Consider the following 18,166-nt stretch of genomic DNA (forward strand, 5'->3'; position numbering starts at 1 on the left):
ACTGCCATGAACTTCTCCGAGTTCTTCATCAAACGCCCGGTCTTCGCGAGCGTGCTGTCCATCCTCATCACGCTCGTGGGCGCCATCTCCATCCCCAACCTCCCCATCGAGCAGTACCCGGAGCTGGCCCTGCCCCAGGTGCAGGTGACGGCCACGTACACCGGCGCGTCCGCGGAGACGGTGGAGAGCGCCGTCACCACGGTGCTGGAGCGCCAGCTCAACGGCATGGAGGGCATGCGCTACATGTCCTCCACCAGCACCAACGACGGCCAGAGCACCATCATCGCCACCTTCGACCCGTCGCGCGACGTGGACCTGGCGGCGGTGGACGTGCAGAACCGCGTCGCCACCGCCACGCCGCAGCTGCCCCAGCAGGTCAACGCGCTGGGCGTCACCGTGCGCAAGGCGCAGACGCAGTTGCTCGTCTCCTTTGGCGTCTACGACCAGCAGAAGCGCTACGACACGGAGTTCGTCAGCAACTACGCGGACGTCTTCATCCGCGACGCGCTGTTGCGCGTGAAGGGCGTGGGCGACGTGCGCATCTTCGGCGAGCGCCGCTTCGCCATGCGCCTGTGGTTGGATCCCACGGAGCTGGCCCGGCGCGGCCTCACCGCCCAGGACGTGCTGGACGCCCTCCAGGAACAGAACGTCCAGGTGGGCGCGGGCAAGGTGGGCCAGGCGCCCTCCTCCAAGGACCAAGCGTACCAGCTGTCGCTCCAGGTGAAGGGGCAGTTGACGTCCGCCAGCGAGTTCGGCGCCATCGTCATCCAGCGCGGGGCGGAAGGCGCGCTCGTGCGCATCCGCGACGTGGGCCGCGTGGAGCTGGGCGCGGAGAGCTACCAGCAGTTGTTGCGCTTCAACGGCCAGGACGCGGTGGGTCTGGGCATCACCCAGCTTCCGGGCTCCAACGCGCTGGAGGTGCGCGAGGGCGTGGAGAAGGAATTGAAGCGGCTGTCCGCGACCTTCCCGCCCGGCCTCACCTACAAGGTGGCGTTCGACACCACGCTGGCGGTGAGCGCCTCCATCAAGGAGGTGCTCCACGCGCTGGGCGAGGCCATCCTCCTGGTCATCCTCGTCATCTTCATCTTCCTGCACGGCTGGCGCAGCGTGCTGGTCGCGGTGACGACGCTGCCGGTGTCGCTCGTCGGCACGTTCATGTTCGTCAACGCGTTCGGCTTCTCGCTCAACACGCTGACCCTCTTCGGCCTGACGCTGGCCACGGGCCTCGTGGTGGACGACGCCATCGTCGTCATCGAGAACGTCGAGCGCGTGATGGAGCACGAAAAGGTGGACGCGAAGGAGGCCACCACCCGGGGCATGCAGCAGGTGTCCGGCGTCGTGGTGGCCACCGCGCTGGTGCTCTCCGCGGTGTTCATCCCGGTGTCCTTCTTCCCCGGCACCACGGGCGCCATCTACCGGCAGTTCGCGCTCACCATCGCGTTCTCCATCAGCCTCTCCGCGCTCGTCGCCCTCACCCTGTCCCCCGCGCTGTGCGCGCGCCTCTTGCGCAGCAACGAGGGCAAGAAGTTCGTCCTCGCGCGCAAGTTCGACGACGGCCTGGATTCCCTGCGGCGCGGCTACGGGAAGCTCTTGGGCTTCATGCTGGGCAGGGCGAAGTGGTTCGTCGTCGCCGCGTTCGTCGTGTTCCTGGTCGCCACGGGGCTGCTCTACCGGGCCACGCCGTCCGGCTTCATCCCGGACGAGGACCAGGGCTACCTCATCATCGCGGTGCAGGGCCCGGAGGGCACGTCGCTGGAGTACACGCGCCAGGTGCTCCTCCAGGTGGAGGAGATCATCCGCGAGCAGCCGGAGGTGACGGACATCTTCACCGTGGGCGGCTTCTCGCTCCTGGGCACGGGCGCCAACTACGGCTCGCTGTTCATCAACCTCAAGCCCTGGGAGGAGCGCGAGAAGAAGGAGGAGAGCGTGGCCGGGATGGTGGAGCGCCTGCGCGGTCCGCTGGGCCAGGTGGGCGGCGCGCGCGTGCTGCCCCTGCAACCGCCCGCCATCCGCGGCGTGGGCAGCGTGGGCGGCTTCGAGTTCGTGCTGGAGGACCAGCAGGGCGGCCGCTCCCTGGAGGAGCTGGCGCAGGCGACGCAGGCGTTGGTGGGCACGGCGGCGCGGGAGCCGCGCCTGAGAGGCGTGTTCTCCGCGTTCACGGCGGGCTCGCCGCAGCTCAACATCGACGTGGACCGCGAGAAGGCCAAGGCGATGGGCGTGCCCCTGTCCTCGCTGTTCTCCACGCTCCAGGTGTACCTGGGCAGCCAGTACGTGAACGACTTCACCTTCGCCAACCGCGTCTACCGCGTGTTCGTGCAGGCCGCGACGCCCTTCCGCGACAACCCGAAGGACATCGGCAGCTTCTACGTCCGCGCGGAAGGGGGCGGCATGGTGCCCCTGGAGAACCTGGTGAAGCTGACGCCCGTGGCCACCGCGCAGAACATCACCCACTACAACCTCTTCCGCTCCGCGAACATCAACGGCCAGGGCACCCCCGGCGTCAGCACCGGGCAGGCGCTCCAGGCCATGGAGGACGTGGCGAAGCAGGCGCTGCCCACGGGCTTCACCTACGAATGGACGGGCCTGTCCGCGGAACAGAAGAGCGCGGGCAACACCGTGCTCGTCATCTTCGCGCTGGGCATCGTGTTCGTCTTCCTGGTGCTGGCCGCGCAGTACGAAAGCTTCGCCCTGCCCTTCGTCGTCATGCTCGCGGTGCCCGTGGCCATGATGGGCGCGCTCCTGCTTCAGGGCGCGCGTGGACTGGTGAACGACGTGTTCTGCCAGGTGGGGCTGGTGATGCTGGTGGGCCTTGCGTCCAAGAACGCCATCCTCATCGTGGAGTTCGGAGAACAACTGCGCGCGCAGGGACAGGGCGTCGTGGAGTCCGCCATCAACGCGGCGGAGACGCGCCTGCGGCCCATCCTGATGACGTCCTTCGCCTTCCTCTTCGGCGTGGTGCCCCTGATGCTGGCCAGCGGCGCGGGCGCTTCGGCGCGCAAGTCGCTGGGCACCACCGTCTTCGGCGGGATGCTCTTCTCCACCTTCGTGAACCTCATCTTCATCCCCGTGCTCTACGCACTGGTGGAGGGCGCGCGCACCAAGGTCCTGAAACACCGCAAGCCCGGTAACTCCACGGGGGGCCCCCCGAAAAACCCGCCGCCGTCCATCCCTCCTGGGAGGGATCCACACCGGCCGCAGCCCGCGTAGAAGATCGCGGATACCGACCCGCACAGCGGGCAGGCACTCCGCTGCGCTATCCGGCGGCGGAGGGTCCTGGTTATCCTTGGGCGACGCATGGCTTCTCCCCTCACGGTCGAAGAGCGGCGTCGGTGGCTGTACACGTTGAAGCAGGCGCCCGCGCTGCGCCACACCCGCACGTCCGTCCTCCTACGCCTGCTGGGGAGGGCACGACCGGTGGAGCCCGCTCCCGGTGAAGGGGTGTGCCAGGAGGGCCAGGAGGTGGACGGCGTCTACCTGCTGCGCTCGGGCGAATGGAAGGTGACGGCGGGAGGGACGGTGCTCCTGCACCTGCGCTCGGGAATGTCACTGGGCGTGGAAGCGCTCGCACGGGGCATCTGGCCTGTCACGGTGACGGCGGTGTCCGCGTCGCAGGCGCTGTTCATTCCCCGCGCGGAGCTGGAGCTCGCCGCGGGCGCGCCCCGCCACGGCGTCTTCGCGACGGGCCCGCGCACGGACGTGGTGACGTTCCGGACGCAGGGCCTGGAGCTGCCGCCCGCCGCGCTGTCCGTGCTGGTGGAGCTGGTGGCGAAGGTGATGGCCCACGACTTCGGGGACCGCGTGCTGCTGGTGCGCGCGGGGACGAAGCGGACGGAGGCCGCGGTGCGGGGGCCGGACGGGGTGTTCCGCCGCACCGTGGGGCCCGGCACGCTGGAGTCCTGCGCCGCGATGGCGCCGGACGGGGACTTCGACTGCGTGCTGCTGGACGGGCTGGCGGCGCCGGACGGCGTGACGGTCCGCGAGGTGCGGCTCGTGGCCTCCAGCGACGCGGCCGTGGGCATGGCCGGAGCATCGGTGCTGCCCACGGTGCTCCTGTCGCCGTGGCGCCCGCGCGCCAGCCCCACGCTGCGGGGCCGTCCCCTGCCCGACGAGGATGGCTGGGACGCGGACGCGCCGCCGCCCATCTGCCGGCTGCGGCTGGACTGGGAGCGGCTGGTGGTGCGACCCGGGGACACGCGCCCGCTGGCCGCGCTGGGACTGGACGCGGGCACGCGGGATGCGCTGTCGCGCTGGGCGCGTGCCATCACCGGCCGGCGCGTGGGACTGGCGCTCAGCGGCGGGGGCGTGTGGGGCTTCTACCACGCGCACATCCTGCGGCGGCTGACGGCGCTGGACGTGCCGGTGGACTTCCTGAGCAGCTCCAGCATGGGCTCGCTGGTGGGCGCGTACTTCTGCGGCACCGCGCGCGACGGACGCGAGGGCCTGGATGGCCTGCGCCGGCTGCGCCACCGCGCCAGGAGCGGCCACCTGTCCGCCGCCGCGCTGTCGTCGGTGGTCACCACGCAGGCCATGGAGTGGCTGGTGCGGGGCGACCTGGGGAGCCTGTCGCTGGAGGAGCTGCCCACGGGCTTCCTGCCGGTGACGACCGACCTGACCACGGGCCGCTGCGTGGTGCTGGAGCAGGGGCCGCTCGCGCTGGCGGTGCGCGCCAGTGGCTCCGCGCCGGGGGTGTGGGCCCCCACGCTCCAGCCGCCCGCGCGGTACGTGGACGGGGCCTTCACCAGCATGGTGCCGGTGGACGTGCTCCTCAACGCGGGCGCGGACCTGGTCTTCTCCAGCAACATCTTCCCGGCGGGCCACCACCAGGCGGCGCGGCCGCTGCTGCCCGGACCGGTGGGGCTGTTCCTCTCCGCGCTCAACCCGGTGGCGCGGGCCATGGACCTGCTGACCAGCGGTGTGTTGCTGTTGCATCGCAGTGGCGACCTGGAGTCGGCGCGCGGGGACCTGCGCTACGACGTGGGCACGCGCGACCATCCGCTGCTGGGCTCCATGCGCTTCACGCACGTGGACGAAGTGCTGGACGAGGCCGCGCGCGACATGGCCCTGGAGCAGAAGCTGCTGGAGTTCAAGCAGGCGTGGGAGTCCCTGCGCGTGCGCCGGAATCCGTCCGGCGGAAGGAGGGCCGCGTGATTCCCGTTCGCATCCTCGGCACGTCCAGCGTGCTGCCCGGCCCGCCGGTGACGACCGCGGAGTTGTGCGCGCGCGTGGGCCGAGACCCGGCGGAGGTGGAGAAGAAGACGGGCATCCGCACGCGGCACTTCGCCCCGGCGGGGACACGCGCGGCGGACCTGGGGGCCCAGGCCCTGAAGGGCGCGCTGGACGCGGCGGGCCTGGAGGCCACGGCGCTCAAGCGCATCCTCTTCGTGTCCTCCATGGGTGGGGACGTCACCACGCCGGCCAATGGCAGTCGGGTGGCGGCGGCGCTGGGGCTGGCCGGGACGTGCGACGCGATGGACGTGGGCAACGCGTGCATGGGGTTCCTGAGCGCGTTCGACCTGGCGGCGCGCTCGGTGGCCACGGGGCTGGGGCCGGTGGGCGTGGTGTCGGTGGAATTGCTGTCGCGCACGACGCGGCCGGAGGACCCCCGGCCCTACCTGGTGCTGGGCGACGCGGCGGCGGCGGTGGTGCTGGGCGAAGCGCGGCCGGGCGAGGGCGTGCTGGGCGCGGCGTTCGGCAACGACGGCACGCTGCCGCCGGACGTCGTCCTGGACAACCCGCACCTGACGGGCGAGCGCGGAGGGATGCGCTTCCTCACGCCCGCGAAGGACATGACGCGCGTAGCGCTGGGAGCGCTGACGCGCGCGGCGACGGCGGTGCTCCAGGGCGCGGGGCTGACGGTGGCGGACGTGGAGTGGGTGCTCACGCACCAGCCGAACGGAAGCATGTTCGCGGCCATCCTCCAGGCGCTGGAGGTTCCCCCGGAGAAGAGCGTCACGGTGGTGGACACGGTGGGCAGCGTGGGGTCCGCGTCGCTGGGAACGGGCCTGGACCGGCTGTGGCGCACGCGCCCGGTGAAGCCGGGGGACCGGGTGTTGCTGGTGGGCGTGGGCGCGGGCGTGGCGCACGGCGCGGTGCTGTACCGGGTGGGCGGGTGACGGCGACGGGGAGCGCGGCGAGGGCCGCGTGGCTGGCGACGTTCCGCCTGCTCCAGCGCTACCACCGCTATGAGGTGGTGAACCTGGAGCCGCTGTTGCAACCGGGCGCGAAGCTGCTGGTGGGCTACCACGGACGGCCCCTGGCGGTGGACCTGTGCATGCTGACGGTGACGCTGCATGACCGCCTGGGCTACCTGCCCCACGGCATCGCGCATGGCGCGTTCGACGCAATCCCCGGAATGCGGCAGGTGGCGGACGGACTGGGCTTCGTCACCGGGGACGGACCGCGCCTGGCCGAGGCGGTGGCGAAGGGCGAACACGTGCTGGTGCAGCCGGGCGGCACGCGCGAGGGCTGCCGCGACTTCCGGCACCGCTACCGCGTGGACTGGGGGGAGCGGCTGGGCTACCTGCGGCTGGCCGTGCGCTACGGGCTGCCCATCGTGCCCATCGCGGGCCACGGCATGGACGACGCTTACGTGGGTTTGAATGACGGCCATGCCTGGGGCAAGCGCCTGAGCCTGCCTGGACGTCTGCCCTTGTGGCTGGGCGTGGGCGCCACGGGCCTGTGGCCGCTGTCCCTGCCGTTCCCGGTGAAGATGACGCAGTGGGTGGGGGAGCCCCTCACGCGCCACCTGGCGCCCGGCTTCGACGCGGCGGACCGGGACGCGCTGCTCACGGTGCACCGCGACGTGACGGGCGCGGTGCAGGGCTTGCTGGACGCGGCCCGCTACCAGCGAACGCGGTAGATGGCGGCGCGCCCGTCGCGGGACTCCACGACGGTGGTGAGGCCCTTCACGCCCGTCGCCATGGTGCCGAAGTGGCAGATGGCGCCAATGAACTCCGGGTAGGTCCCGCCCTCGTTCACGCGGATCCGGAAGTCCGTGTCCGACACCTTCTGCACCTCCACGTGCAGGAAGTTGCTGCCGGACGCCAGGTTGCGGGAGGTGCGCTCCAGCGCCCGCGCCGGTCCCAACAGCTTGAGGACACCCTTCAGGGCCCGCCCCATGTTCGTCTCGAAGTAGCCCTCGACGAAGCGCTCGCCCAGCAGCCACTGCGCCTCCTTCATGGGGACGCCCGGGAAGAGCTCTTCCGCGCCCAGTTGCAGCAACCGCTGCCACACGGCGTTGGGATAGGCCGGCTCCAGCTTGCGCTCCAGGTCCAGCCCGGCGGCCTTCAGCTTCGCCCGCAACGGCTCATCCATCCGGCCCTGCAAGGCCAACAGCAATCCTTCGACCGTATGGCCGAACACGAACTCATTCTGAGAGGACACCCGGTGCTCCTTCGCCACGTCTCGGGGGGACGCGGTTCAGTTCCTCCTGGCTAGACCGTCGCGGACTTGTGAACAACCCCTACATCCCCGGGGTGATGAAGATTTTGACCAAAGGACACCGGATCCGCCATGCGACGCGACGTGTCGCCTGGGGAAGGCGACGTGGGGGGTTGCCCCCCGCCGGTGCCCGCGAACCAACACACCCACCTCCCCCGGGTCAGACGGTCCCGCGTCCGTCCGCGTGCGACGCTGGTCCAGCGGTCGACCCTGGGGGGGCATGACATGAGCTGGAGCATCAACGTACCCGCCACGAACACGCTGGACCTCGCGCTGGGTGATGCCGCGCATGGACAGGCGGTGTGCAGCGCGGAGGCGGGCGTCGCGAAGGCCATCCCGCTGCCGGGGGGCTCCGTGTCCCTGAAGGCGGCGCTCCGGGTGCCCGTCGAGCTCTTCAACGGCCAGGAGGACGCGGACGCCCACGGCGTCATCGGCCGGGCGACGGGGAACCCCGACGGCACCGAACCCGAACCGCTCTTCACGCCCGACGGCGCCGCGTGCTGGCTGAAGTACGCGGCGGAGCTCAACGCCCAGGCCAGCGGTGAGGGCAGCTTCCCCTTCGTCGCCCTGAGCGGCAGCGGCGCCGTCAACGTGCTGGTGGCGGACTACCGCCGGCACGTCCCCACCCGGACCCTGGGTGACGCGCTCCGCGACGACGTGAAGTCCCTGCGGCTGCCCTTCCTCCTGGAGGACGTGCAGGCCCTGGTGGCGGGCGACGCGCTGTCCTTCCAGACGCGCATCCAGCTCAAGGCCGGGCTCATCCTGTCCTGGCCCGCGGTGACGTCCACGGTGGTGGCCTCGCTCGCGCGGCGCGTGGGTGGACAGGTCGCCCTCCAGCTCAAGGCCGAGGTGGGCGCCAGCCTGAGCGGGGAGCTGAAGCTGGAGGATGAGCTGCGGCTCGTCTTCTCCCGCGCGGAAGGGGGCGGTGCGTTCCAGATCTCCATCCGCAAGGCCATCACGTCCCAGGTGTCCGCCGGCATGAAGGTGGGGGTGACGCTGGACGTCGCCTCGCCGGTGCTCGCCGCGCTGCTGGGGGCGGTGGCGGACACCGCCCAGGCCCAGAGCGTGTCGAAGATTGTCGAGGGCCTGGACAGCGGCACGCTGGGCACCGTGCTGGTGCCCGTCGCCACCTCGCTGTTCGGGGCGCTCGGCTTCAAGCAGGAGCTGGACGGGACCCTGGCCACCGTCAAGCAGGTGCACACGGAGCTGAAGCGCCTCATCGAGGACGGCGTGGCCACCGCGCTGCAGGCCGGCTTCGAATACGAATACGCCCGCACCGCCGGGGACGCGACGCTGATGGAGCTGGAGGTGCCCGCGGACGAACTGGGGAGCGTGCACGCAGCGCTCATCTCCGGGGACCTGGCCAGCATCCAGCGTCGGACGAAGGACGCGTGGGTGCGCCGCTACTTCCACATGCGCACCACCGGCATGCAGCGCACCCGGGGCTTCGGGCTGGGCTGGCGCGACATGTTCCTGGCGAAGGTGGAGGACCGCAAGCAATTGAAGGCCGTCACCCAGCACGCCTCGCGGGACCATGCGCACGGGCCCCGCCGCTACGCCTTCCAGGGCACGCGCTCCTACCAGCACGAGGGCTGGCTCGCGGGGAACAAGGTCCTCCAGGGCATCGACTTCAACGCGCAGATGCCGGCGTTCTCCACCCGGCCGAGCGCGGACGCGTTCGACTACGCCTTCTTCGCGCAATCCCGTGTCGAGGGCAGCCTGTCGCTCCAGGAGCTGGCGGATCAGGCCCGCGTCTGGGGCGCGCTCCGCGATGATGCCTCCGTCGAACCGCTGAGCAGGCTGTTCCAGTCCGTCCCGCGCGGCACCCGCGTCACCGCCCGCTTCGAGGCGCGGCTCGACGCCGCCACGTTCCGCAAGGTGCTCCGGAAGATGGGCACCGACCCGGAGGTGGAGCGTCAGGCGTTCGCGGTGGCCCTGGCCCGCGCGCTGCCCCGGGACTCCGTCGCGTCGCGGGAGTCCCCTTCGGTGCGCCAGAAGCTCTACACGCCGCTGTGGAACACGTACCTGCTGCAGCAGGGCAAGGGCTGGTCCAAGGAGTTCATCACCAACAGCGTGGGGGCCCACCTCAAGAAGCAACTGGGCGCGGGGGGCCTCGTCGCGTGGAACTGGGAGCAGTCCCGGCACTCGGGTGGAGGCCCCACGGCGGGCACCTTCATGGGGGTGATGGAGGGGGCGTCGAAGTACGGCGGCGACACGGGGGGCCAGCCCTACGGGAACATCTTCGTCATCTGGCAGCGGCTGACGCACGCGCTGCAGGACCTGCAACAGGCCATCGATGCGCGCAGCCCGCTCCCGGATGAGCCGGAGCAGTCGATCATCGCCCGGGCGTTCGAGCCGCTGGAGGACGCGGGGTCCAACCCGTTCCGGCTCACGGCCACCGTCGCGTGGCTGGTGGAGCTGGCGCGGCACTGGGGCTTCCGCGACGAGGTCCAGCCGCTGCTCGGCCTCAAGGTCGGGGAGCAGGAGGAGCTCCTGCTCACGGCGCTCTGAAGCGGGCCGGTGTCTTCCACGGACGGGGGCGGCGCATTTTCCTGGCCGCGCCCCGTGTCGCCAGGAAGGGTGGACACCGATGCTGCTCAAAGCCTGTCTCAATGGAGCCCGCGCGGCCACCGCGCATCCGTGTCTGCCTGTCACACCCGAAGCGCTCGCGCGGGAGGCCGCCGCCTGTCACGCGGCGGGCGCGGGTGCGTTCCACGTGCATCCGCGCGATGCACGCGGCGCCGAGTCCCTGCACACGGCCGACATCGGCGCGGCGGTCGTGGCCATCCGTCGCGCCTGTCCCGGCGTCCCCGTGGGCGTCAGCACCGGCGCGTGGATGCTTCCGGACGTGGAGGCACGCCGCGCGCGCATCGCCGCATGGGCCACGCTGTCCTCCGACGCCCGACCCGACTTCGCCTCCGTCAACCTCTCCGAGTCCGGCTGGGCCTCCATCGCGGACACGCTGCTCGACGCGGGCATCGGCGTCGAAGCGGGCGTGTGGTTCCCGGAGGACGTCCCGCGCCTCGTGTCCTGGCCGCGCGCTTCCGCGTGCCTGCGCGTGCTCGTGGAGACCCAGGCGCCTGAGCCGGAGGCCGCGTGCCAGCAGGCCCGGACGCTGGTGGACGCGCTGGGTGCCACGGGCCTCCAGCGTCCCCTGCTCGTCCATGGCGACGAGGGTGGTGCGTGGGCCGTGCTCGCATGGGCACGGCAGCACGGCTTCGATGCGCGCATCGGGTTGGAGGACACCTCGTGTTTCCGGACGGACGTGCCGCCCCGGACAACGCCGCGCTCGTGGCCCATGCGTGGGCCACGTCACCGGATCCATCGCGTTGATGCGCGCCTCGGGCCGGCTGACGCCAGGGACAGCGCCGCGCGCGCGGACCCCGCTACCGTCACTGGCAGGACGAGGACCGCTGTTTCTCGGGCATGAGCGCGCAGGCCCTGCGCTTGGCCTCGTCGGACCGACGTTCGTCCTGGGTGACACCCAGCCCATAGCGCAGGGCTCTCGCCAGCATCTCGCAGCCCTGCCAGCTTCCGCGCTCACAGGCCCGTGAGGCGAAGTTCGCGGAGCGCACCGGGTCCTGGGGTCCCAGCCCCTTGTCATCGTGCATTCGCGCCAGGAGCAGACAGCCCGCGCCGCTACCGCCCGTGCAGGCCTGTTCTCCCCACCGGAGCGCGCTCGTCAGGTCGCGGGCCACCAAGGCACCGTGCGCGTAGGCGGTGGCTGCATCGGCGCAGGCATCGGGATTGCGGCCGGTCTCACACGCCATCCGCTGCGTGCGCACGAACGGGTCCTCCGACGGCGCCATCAGGTTCAATTCCTTGCATGCCGACATCAGCCGCGTCTTGCACGCCTGGAGCTTGATGCGCTCCAGGTTCGCCGGCTCCTTTTCCGCTGGGACTTGCGACCGCGAGGCGTTCGAGAGCAGCTCGGAGCAGGCCCGGGAACTCTCATGGACGAAGCATCCCCGCTCCAGGGCCCGCATCACCCGGGCCTGATTCTCGGGCCCGACATCGGAGGTCGACAGATGCGCCGCCAGGGCGCGGCAGGCATCGTCACCCCGGGTCCGCGAGCAGGTCTGCTCGAGGAGGCTTTGCCCCAGGGCCTCGTCCTGCGGCACGCCCGGCGCACCGAACAGGTACAGGCTCGCCATGCCCATGCACCCGGGAGCGTCCCCTCCGACACAGCCCCTCTTGAAATCCACCAGGGCCTGCACCGCGTTGGCGACCGCCCCTGACTCGCCATTCTTCAAGAGCCAGCCCCGGCGGGTGCAGGCATCGGACCGTCCGGCCCTGCACGCGGTGTCCAGCCGCACCAGCGGATCCAGCGACGAGGCGCTCGGCCCCGGAGCCCCGCTCTGGAACGGGGAAGGCTCCTGCACGGAGGGCTTCGGCGCCTCCGCCCCACCCTGGGACGGGGGGCTCCCCTGGAGTCGCAGCGACTCCAGCACCGAAGGCTTCGGCTCCGCGTGCGGCGTGGAAGGCAGGTCCAGCCGCAGCGACTCCAGCACCGACTGCTTCGGCTCCGGCTGAGCCGTTTCCTCGGGCGTGAGTCCCAACATGCGCCGCATCGCCGCGCAGCCCTCCTGCACTTCCTGGTCGCACGCGTGCTTGTAGAACACCGTCGCGCGGCCCGGGTTCTCCTTCACGGAGGCGCCCTTCTCGTACGCCACGCCCATCAGGTAGCACGCCATCCCCTTGCCCACGCCCGTGCCGGCGGCGTCACACATCGCGCGGATCTTCTCCAGCTTCGCGCCCTCCTCGGGCGTGGCGGTCGGCGCCGGTGTCGCGGCCACCGCCGTGGAGGCCCGCTCGCACGCCTTCTGCAAGCCCATGCCGCACGCCTGACGGAAGTAGCTCGCCGCGAGCCTCGGGTCCTTGCGCGTGCGCGTGCCCGAGTCGAACTCCCCGGCCACCGTCTCGCACGCGGTCGCCACCTGCCGGTTGCAGGCCTGCACCAGCCGGCCCATGCCCCCGGCCACATCCTGCGGGAGGCCGAAGCCGCCCATCAGCATCAACACGCCCAGGTTGTTGCACGACAGGCCGTCGTCGTGGGCGCACCCCTGCTGGAAGAAGCGCACCGCCTGGGCCTCGCTCTTCGGCACCCCGCGCCCCTCGCCGTACAGCAGCGCCAGCCGTCCACAGCCCTCGCCGATGCCCCGCTCGCACGCCTGCGCGTACAACTTCGCCGCCCCGTCCGCGTCCTTCGCGACGCCCCGGCCCTCCTCCTTCAGCACGCCCAGCCCCGCGCAGCTCCTCGGGTCCCCGCCGTTGCAGCCCAGCTCGTACAGCGTGGCCGCCCGCGCCTCGTCCTTCGCGACGCCGTCGCCCTTCAGGTGGCGCTCGGCGCCGTTGAAGCACGCCTCCACGCGGGTGCCCCCGCAGGTGCGCAGGTACAGCGTGGAGAGCGGGTCCTCCGCGGCCTCCTCGGAGGAAGAGGAGTGGGCACAGGCCACGAGCACCGCGAAGGCAGGCGCCGCCAGCCACGCGAAGAGGAATCGGGATGAGGGCATGAAGCCATCCTTCCACTCCCATCTCCGCCGGGTCGAGGACCCTCACCGTCGTCCGAGCCGTTCCCGCATCGGCTTCCTATGATTGGGACACCATGCAAGTGCCACGACACCCTGAAGACACTCCTCCGGACGGCACACCCTCACGAACCCCTCCCGCCCCACGCTGGGCTTTGATCCTGGGCGTCTCGTCAGGGTCGGGCGCGGCCATCGCGGAAGCCGTCGCGCGCAACCCGGGCCTGGACGTCTTCGGCGTGCACCGGGGCCGCTACCCGGACGCCGCGCTCCAGATGGAGGCCCGCGTGCGCGCGGTGGGTCGGGACCTCTTCCTGCGGCAGGCGGACGCCTCCACCGCCGAAGCCGCTGAGGACGGCGCGGACGCCCTGCTCGCTCGTGCGGGCCCCCGCAGCGTGAAGCTGTTCGTCCACGCCATCGCGGGCGCGTCCGTGGGGCGCTTCCTGTCCGAGGGGCCGGACCGGCTGCACCCGCGCCGCGTGGAGCGCACCTTCGACTGCATGGCGCACTCGTTCGTGTACTGGACGCAGGCGCTGGTGAAGCGCGACCTGCTGGCCCCGGACGCGCGGCTCCTGGGCCTGCAGAACCCCCTGGACGAAACGCACCTGGGCAACACCGGCCTCATCAGCGCCGCCAAGGCCGCGCTGGAGATGTACATCCGCTACCTGGCGGTGGAGCTGGGCCCGAAGGGCCACCGCGTGAACCTGCTCAAGTTCGGCACGGTGATGACGCCCGCGCTGCGCCACGTCTACTCACCGGAGGCCCTGGCCCAGTTGGAGCAGCGCCACGCGGCCATGAACCCCGCGGGGCGCATGTGCACGGTGGAGGAGGTGGCGCGCTTCGTCTCCGTGCTCACCGGCGACGAAGCGGGCTGGTTCAACGGCGCCACCATCGACTTCACCGGCGGCATGACGCTGCGGCTGCTGGACCTGGTGCTCAACCCGTGACGGCCGGCTCCAGCGACGGAACGCGGAACGTGAGGCAGTAGTAGAAGGGTGACACCTGTTCCTCGATGACGCCTTCGGCGTTGAGCGGCAGCAGCGAGCGCGGGCTCTTCGCGTCGCGCGTGTAGAACGTGAGGGCGCGGAAGGCGGCGCGCTGGAACAGCGACGGCTGGAAGCTCGCATCCAGCTGTTCGTCCACCACCACCAGCGGCGTGCCGGGGCGGGCCACGCGCGCCATCTCCAGCAGCGCCACCGCGGGCTGGCGGTAGCTGCCAATGGCCCCCACGTGGAAGACGCGATCGAACGTCGCGTCGCGGAAGGGCAGCGCGTGCGCGTCCGCCAGGAGCAACCGGGTGCCCTCCAGGCCCCGGCCCCGGCGCTTGCTGCCCAGCCGCTTCTCGCACTGCGCCAGCATGCCGGTGCTCAGGTCCAGGCCCCACACCTCCACCGCGAGCCCCGGCGGCAGCGCGCCCCGGATGCGCGGCAGGTTGGCGCCCGCGCCCACGCCCACCTCCAGCACCCGCACCGGCTGCCCGTCCTCGCGAGGCTGGAGCGCGCTCAACTCCAGCCGCCGCATGTACCCGTCGCGCATCCGCGACTCGGAGACGGACTGGAACAGCGGCGTCAGCAGGGCCGTCAGCGGATCATGCAGCGCGGGCAGCCCGTCGTAGATGTGGCGCATCAGCCGGTCCGTGCCGCGCACGCGGTCCTCGCGGTACAGCCGGGCCCGCCCCTCCTCCACCTCCCACGTCTCACCGCAGCCGCCGCAGCGCAGGCGTCCCTCGGTGAGCCGGTCCTCCTCGTTCTGCCCGTGCCACACCAGCCGGCCCCGGCAGTCCGGACACGCCAGGAGCGCCACATCCTCCACTCGCATCATCGCGTCATCACCCCGCCGTGCCTTCCGCCATGCCATCCGTCAGCCTGGGCCGTGCCTGTTCTGCCACCGCGCGCTCCAGGTCCTCGCGTGCCTCCAGCCGGGTGAAGTCCTCCACCGCCAGTCGCAGCAGCTCCGCGCGCGCCGGGTCATCGACTTCCAGGTGCCGCGCCCACTCCAGCCGGGCGCGCGCCGCCTCGTAGGGCATCTGGCGCGTCGTGGCCTCCGCGATGCACCGCTTCCACGCCTGGAAGGCCTTGCCGTGCCGGCCCGAAAGCCACGCCTCGCAGCCGCGCCACAGCCACGCCGCGGGCGCTCCGAAGGGGAACACCCGGGCGAAGTCCTCCACCGACTTGAGCGCCGCGCGGGCGCTGTGCGTGAGCGCCTGCAACCCCGGGCCCGGCGTCTCGCGCGCCCACAGCGTGAGCAGCACCTCCGCCACCGTGATGGCGCCGAAGTAGACGAAGTGCGCCACCGGCTTGCCGGCCGACAGCCGCACCAGCGCCTTCTCCGCCGCCGCGCGCGCGCCCGCCGCGTCGTCCTCGCGCAGGCACAAGAGCGCCAGCGTGCCGTCCACGATGATGCGGTCGGTGGCCCCGCCGTGCGCCTCCGTCCACGCCAGCGCCGGCTCCAGCGCGACACGGGCCCGCGCGTGTTCGCCCAGCCGCAAGAGGATGTACGCGCGGTAGTGCATGGCCCAGTGCTGCGTCTGCACCGCGCCCCGGCGCACGGCGGACGCCTCCAGCCAGTCCATCAGCGGCAGCCCGCGCGCGAACTGGCCCTGGTAGCAGCAGGCCACGTTGAGCAGCGCGCGGCACTCCTCCGCCAACCGCAGGTCGCCCACCGAGTCCACGATGGACGTCGCGCGCGCAAGCCACGCCTCCACGTCCTGCCAGTGCCCCTGGTACACCGCGCACACCGCGTTGCGGTTGAGCACGTAGGCCAGGTCCGACGGGCGGCCCACGCTTTCCGCCACGTCCTGCGCCCGCTTCACCCACGCGTCCGCCACGCGGTGCACCGGCACCGTGCCCGCCACCACCGCCATCACCGTGTAGCCGCGCGCCAATTCCGGCGTGGGCCCGGCGGGCTCGCACAGGTTGAGCATGCGCAGGCCGCTCCAGAGCACCGGCAGCGCTTCCTGCGCGTAGATGAACGCGTCGGTGAGCCGCATCAGCAGCCGGCCCGCCACCCGCCGGGCCTCGCGGCGCCTCACCGAGTCGTCCGCGTACGCATCCGGCCGGGCACTCTGCGCCAGCCTCACCAGCGCCTGGCCCAGCGTGCCCAGCACCCACCCCACGCGCGTCGTGGGCACGGGCCAGCCGAAGTGCGCGAGCGCCGCCTGCGCGTGAGCGCGGAACGCCTCCAGATCTCCCAACTGGAAGCGCGCCTCCGCCAGCAGGGCCTCCACCTGGCCCTGCTCCAGCGCAGTCGGCTGCGGAGCCACCGTCAGCGCCCGGGAGAGCAGGGGCAGGGCCTCGCGGCACGCGCCCACCGCCAGCGCCTCCTCGCCCGCGCGCCGCGCGTGGAGCGCCTCGCGGGCCACGTCCTGGGCCTGTCCCCAGTGGTACGACAGCGCCGCGGCGTGGCCCGTGGGGTGGGCGGCCTCCAGCGCCTGCGCCGCGCGCCGATGGAGCGCGGGCCGGGACGCGAGCGACAGGTCCTCCAACAGCCGCTCCCGCAGCTTGTCGTGCGCGAAGCGCCAGCGTCCGTCCGCCACGTCCAGCACCGCCGCCGCCGCGCAGTCGGTGAGCCACGCCTCCACGTCCACGCCCGGGGCCGCGCACTGGAGCACCCGCAGGTCCAGCTCCCGGCCCAGCAGCGCCGCCACGTCCAGCAGGCCGCGCGCCTCCCGGGGCACCTTCTCCAGCCGGCGCTGCACCAGCGCGCGCATGCCGCCGGCCCACACGCGCTCCGGCAGCGCGCGGCCGCCCAGCCGGTCCAGGCCGCCCGCCTCCTCCGCCAGCGCGCGCACCACCTCCACGACGAAGAAGGGGTTGCCCTCCGATTCGCGGCGCAGCAGCTCCACCACGTCGGGCCGGCGGCCGATGGTGCCCAGCATGGACTCACCCAAGAGCGCGATCTCCTCCGAGTCCAGCCGGGGCAAGCGCAGCGTCCGGGTCCCGGGCAGCCGCTCCGGCAGGTGCGGGGCCTCGTCGTCGCGGAAGCTCGCGAGCAGCAGCAGCGGCAGCCCGGGGGCGCGCGCCGCGAGTTGGGCGAGCAGCTGGAGGGACTCGCTGTGCGCCTGGTGCAGGTCCTCCAGGATGACGACGGTGGGCTGGGGCAGCCGGCCGAAGAGGTCCTCCACGGTCTGGTGCAGCCGCAGCTGCGCCATCTCCGCGTCCAGCTCCGGGGCGGCCGGCACCGCGTGGCCCAGCAGCGTGTCCATGTCCGGCACCAGCGGCTTCAGGACGCGAGCGTCCCGGTCCGACAGCTCCGTGAGCATGGGCAGCCAGCGCAGCACCGCGCGCCACTCCTGGTAGGGCACGCCGCCGGTGTCCACCGCCTGTCCGCGCAGCACGACGGCGCCGCGCACCAGCGCCAGCGAGCGCAGCTCTTCCAGGAGGCGCGACTTGCCCACGCCGCTCTCACCGCCGACGAGCCACGCGCTGCCCTGGCCCGCGAGCGCGCGGTCGAGCACGTCGTTCAGGTGCTCGCGCTCGCTCACGCGGCCCACGAAGCGCGCGGACTGGAGGAAGCTCTCGCGGGTGGCGGCGGACTCGGCGGGCACGGGCTGGCCGGTGGCGGCGCACAGCGCGGCGATGACGGCCTCCGCGTCACGCGGCCGGCGGTGGGCGTCCGGGGCCACCAGCTGCTCCAGCGCGGCCTTGAGCGCGGGCGGGAAGTCCGGCGTCGCGAACACCTGGCCGGCGTGGGGCAGCCGCCCGAAGAACATCTGGCACGCCATGGCGCCGAAGCTGAAGAGGTCGGTCTGTTCGGACGGGGGCTGGTCCTCGAAGAGCTCCGGGGCCAGGTAGCCCGGGGTGCCGGCCGGGTGCGCGCGGCGGCCCTGGTCGCGGCCCACCGCGAGCCCGAAGTCCAGCACCTTCACCTGGCCGCGCACCACCAGCACGTTCCCGGGCTTCAGGTCGCGGTGGATGATGCCGCGCCGGTGCAGGTACGCGAGCGCCTGGAGCGTCTGCACCAGGAGCCCCACCTGCGTGGGCAGGGGCGCGTCCGAGCCGGCCTCCACCAGCGTGCGCGCGTCCTCCAGCAGGTCCATGGCCAGGTAGGGCCGGCCCTCGTTGTCGAAGCCGTAGTCCAGCACGAACTCCAGGTCCTCCGGCGCGATGCCGCCCTTGGACAGGTCCATGCCCAGGCTGCGCGCCAGCTGCGCCAGCAGGTCCAGCGAGCTGCGCAGGTACTCGCGGAAGGGACCGCGCACC

Annotated in this window: 11 protein-coding genes; 7 read left to right on the forward strand and 4 right to left on the reverse strand. The window is 72.2% G+C overall.

Annotated features, from left to right (window positions below):
- Positions 1-6 precede the first annotated feature (6 nt).
- From D7X74_RS09535 to D7X74_RS09550, 4 genes are all read left to right on the forward strand, one after another.
- Positions 7-3,207 (forward strand): efflux RND transporter permease subunit, encoded by a 3,201-nt coding sequence (locus D7X74_RS09535; RefSeq protein ID WP_120532615.1) that lies wholly within the window; start codon positions 7-9, stop codon positions 3,205-3,207.
- Positions 3,208-3,294: 87 nt separating this feature from the next.
- The gene (locus tag D7X74_RS09540) at positions 3,295-5,148 is read left to right on the forward strand and encodes a cyclic nucleotide-binding and patatin-like phospholipase domain-containing protein (protein ID WP_120532616.1); all 1,854 of its coding nucleotides are present in this window, start codon (positions 3,295-3,297) and stop codon (positions 5,146-5,148) included.
- Entirely contained in the window at positions 5,145-6,113 is a 969-nt protein-coding gene (locus D7X74_RS09545) for a 3-oxoacyl-ACP synthase III family protein (protein WP_120532625.1), read from the forward strand. The genes D7X74_RS09540 and D7X74_RS09545 overlap by 4 nt, the downstream gene beginning before the upstream one ends.
- On the forward strand, positions 6,110-6,859 hold the full coding sequence (locus tag D7X74_RS09550; RefSeq protein ID WP_120532617.1) for a lysophospholipid acyltransferase family protein: 750 nt from the start codon (positions 6,110-6,112) through the stop codon (positions 6,857-6,859). The genes D7X74_RS09545 and D7X74_RS09550 overlap by 4 nt, the downstream gene beginning before the upstream one ends.
- On the opposite strand, the gene D7X74_RS09555 is transcribed toward D7X74_RS09550, so the two are convergent.
- Positions 6,841-7,383: a DUF2378 family protein gene (locus D7X74_RS09555; protein ID WP_120532626.1), complete on the reverse strand. Its 543-nt coding sequence runs from the start codon at positions 7,381-7,383 to the stop codon at positions 6,841-6,843. The two genes, D7X74_RS09550 and D7X74_RS09555, sit on opposite strands and share 19 nt — an antisense overlap.
- Before the next feature lie 282 nt (positions 7,384-7,665).
- Between D7X74_RS09555 and D7X74_RS09560 the strand changes: the two genes are divergently transcribed.
- Entirely contained in the window at positions 7,666-9,951 is a 2,286-nt protein-coding gene (locus D7X74_RS09560) for a hypothetical protein (RefSeq protein WP_120532618.1), read from the forward strand.
- 79 nt (positions 9,952-10,030) lie between these two features.
- The gene (locus tag D7X74_RS09565) at positions 10,031-10,870 is read left to right on the forward strand and encodes a 3-keto-5-aminohexanoate cleavage protein (protein WP_199741797.1); all 840 of its coding nucleotides are present in this window, start codon (positions 10,031-10,033) and stop codon (positions 10,868-10,870) included.
- Here the strand turns inward: D7X74_RS09565 and D7X74_RS09570 are convergent.
- A complete protein-coding gene (locus D7X74_RS09570; RefSeq protein WP_120532619.1) occupies positions 10,833-12,953 on the reverse strand; it encodes an SEL1-like repeat protein in 2,121 nt (706 codons plus the stop codon). The genes D7X74_RS09565 and D7X74_RS09570 overlap by 38 nt on opposite strands.
- A gap of 170 nt (positions 12,954-13,123) precedes the next feature.
- Between D7X74_RS09570 and D7X74_RS09575 the strand changes: the two genes are divergently transcribed.
- Positions 13,124-13,912: an SDR family oxidoreductase gene (locus D7X74_RS09575; protein WP_233602040.1), complete on the forward strand. Its 789-nt coding sequence runs from the start codon at positions 13,124-13,126 to the stop codon at positions 13,910-13,912.
- Here D7X74_RS09575 and D7X74_RS09580 read toward each other — a convergent pair.
- Together D7X74_RS09580 and D7X74_RS45000 are read right to left on the reverse strand one after the other, a co-directional pair.
- Positions 13,902-14,786 carry a methyltransferase domain-containing protein gene (locus D7X74_RS09580; RefSeq protein WP_120532621.1) on the reverse strand — a complete coding sequence of 295 codons (885 nt, stop codon included), beginning with the start codon at positions 14,784-14,786 and terminating at the stop codon, positions 13,902-13,904. The two genes, D7X74_RS09575 and D7X74_RS09580, sit on opposite strands and share 11 nt — an antisense overlap.
- A gap of 7 nt (positions 14,787-14,793) precedes the next feature.
- A partial coding sequence (locus D7X74_RS45000; protein WP_120532622.1) for an AAA family ATPase occupies positions 14,794-18,166 on the reverse strand: 3,373 nt, incomplete at its 5' end.

This window comes from Corallococcus sp. CA047B, from assembly GCF_003612065.1.
Lineage (GTDB): Bacteria > Myxococcota > Myxococcia > Myxococcales > Myxococcaceae > Corallococcus > Corallococcus praedator.

Bases quoted from the DNA above. Each gene is read 5' to 3' on its own strand.
- D7X74_RS09535 (WP_120532615.1), top strand. From the start codon at position 7: ATGAACTTCTCCGAGTTCTTCATCAAACGCCCGGTCTTCGCGAGCGTG.
- D7X74_RS09540 (WP_120532616.1), top strand. From the start codon at position 3,295: ATGGCTTCTCCCCTCACGGTCGAAGAGCGGCGTCGGTGGCTGTACACG.
- D7X74_RS09560 (WP_120532618.1), top strand. From the start codon at position 7,666: ATGAGCTGGAGCATCAACGTACCCGCCACGAACACGCTGGACCTCGCG.
- D7X74_RS09565 (WP_199741797.1), top strand. From the start codon at position 10,031: ATGCTGCTCAAAGCCTGTCTCAATGGAGCCCGCGCGGCCACCGCGCAT.
- D7X74_RS09570 (WP_120532619.1), bottom strand. From the start codon at position 12,953: ATGCCCTCATCCCGATTCCTCTTCGCGTGGCTGGCGGCGCCTGCCTTC.
- D7X74_RS09580 (WP_120532621.1), bottom strand. From the start codon at position 14,786: ATGATGCGAGTGGAGGATGTGGCGCTCCTGGCGTGTCCGGACTGCCGG.